The sequence below is a fragment of the Hymenobacter sp. AT01-02 genome, assembly GCF_000961955.2.
In the GTDB taxonomy this organism is placed as follows: domain Bacteria; phylum Bacteroidota; class Bacteroidia; order Cytophagales; family Hymenobacteraceae; genus Hymenobacter; species Hymenobacter mucosus.
The window spans coordinates 1-1413 of record NZ_JZIR02000240.1 but is presented as its reverse complement, the minus strand read 5'-3'; the positions used below and the strand labels follow the sequence as shown (position 1 = coordinate 1413).

General features: G+C 57.0%; 2 protein-coding genes. Both read right to left on the bottom strand.

Features of this window, described 5'->3' with window-relative positions:
* Positions 1-405 (bottom strand): IPT/TIG domain-containing protein (locus VI25_RS22820; RefSeq protein ID WP_045690501.1); only part of this gene is annotated, 405 nt, incomplete at its 3' end.
* Between the two features lie 85 nt (positions 406-490).
* A partial coding sequence (locus VI25_RS22815; RefSeq protein WP_152981802.1) for a RagB/SusD family nutrient uptake outer membrane protein occupies positions 491-1413 on the bottom strand: 923 nt, incomplete at its 5' end.

Genomic DNA, 1413 nt, shown 5'->3' with positions numbered 1-1413 from the left:
GCTCATGCCCGTTATTACCAGCGCCGGAATAGACACCATGTACTGGGTTTCGGCGGAGCCTGCGGCCGTTGTGACGCTAACCTTGTTGGTCACGTCTTTGGGTATTGTCCGCGGCACGCGCAGCGTAATTTCCGTGGAGGTAATGTAGGCGTCTTTCAAGTCGGCTTCCACGTCATTAAACATCACTTTCTGCACGTTGCAGAAGTTACTACCCTGGATGATAACCCATTCGGCGAGCTTACCGGTGGTCAGGTTCGAGGTACGGTCGGTGGGGGCGCTTACCTGGCTAACGGTAGGCATGCCACCACACACGTTGTCGTCCTCTTTTTCGCAGGAAGAAAACAAGAGAGAAGCAGCCAGCAGCGCGAAAGCGCTTGCTTTACTGAGAGAAGTATACGAGTTCATGGGAATTGTATGAAGGGAGTGGGATGGGAAGTGCAGGCACCTTCTGTGGGGCCAACTAGTCCCACAGAAGGTGCCTGCTGAGTTGCTACCAGCCAGGGTTGTTACCGCCAATGAGCTTGTTGGCATTCACTTCCGAAATCGGAATCGGGTACAGCAGGTGCTTCTGCTGGCGGCGCTTTATCACGTTGTTCTCATCAATATCGATGGCGTTCATCACCGGCAGATAGATGCCCCAGCGGATCAGATCCCAGCGCCGGTCGCCCTCCAGGGCCAGCTCCCGGCGGCGCTCTTCCAGCACAAACGAGCGAAATTCCCGCTGATTGAGGCTGCCTACCTCCGTGGCACCGTTGCGGCGCCGAATCTGATTTACAGCGTTTTTGGCGGCGGCGGTTGGGCCACCGCTCACTTCGTTATCAGCTTCGGCAAAAATCAAGAGCACATCTGGGTAGCGCAGCAGTGGGAAATGAAAGTCGCCCAGGGTCACGTTGTTTTTCGCCACCGCCTCAAACTTGCGCAGGCGGGCAATCCGGCCATCATCCAGGCCCGATACGTCGGTGGGCTGGTAGCCGTACTTGGCGCGCTTGGCCACGGCAGCCGGGCTGTTGTCTACCCCTTCCACCACGGAGCTGTCGCTCAACGGGTAGTAGTGAAACTGGGTGTTGCTCCACATTTTCCAGCGGTGCAGCACGCCGTCGGTGATGCGCTGGTCGTTTCCCTCAAAGTTGTGGTACCACTGGTAAGAAGTACCAATCCAGCCGCCTTCCAGCTGGTCAGCCTTGCTGGGGTCGAGGCGACCACGACGGAACAGGGAGATTTCGTTGCCAAAATCAGGGTTTTCGGAAACGCTTTGCAGCGCCCAGGTATGCTCCCCACGGTTACGGTTGGCTACGGTCCACACCTCGGCGTGCGAAGGAAACAAGTAGTACTCGCCGCTGTTCATCACTTCCTGTGCTTTGTCGCGGGCCAGCTTAAAATACTCGGCTGAGTTCAGACTTTCCAGGCCCGCTA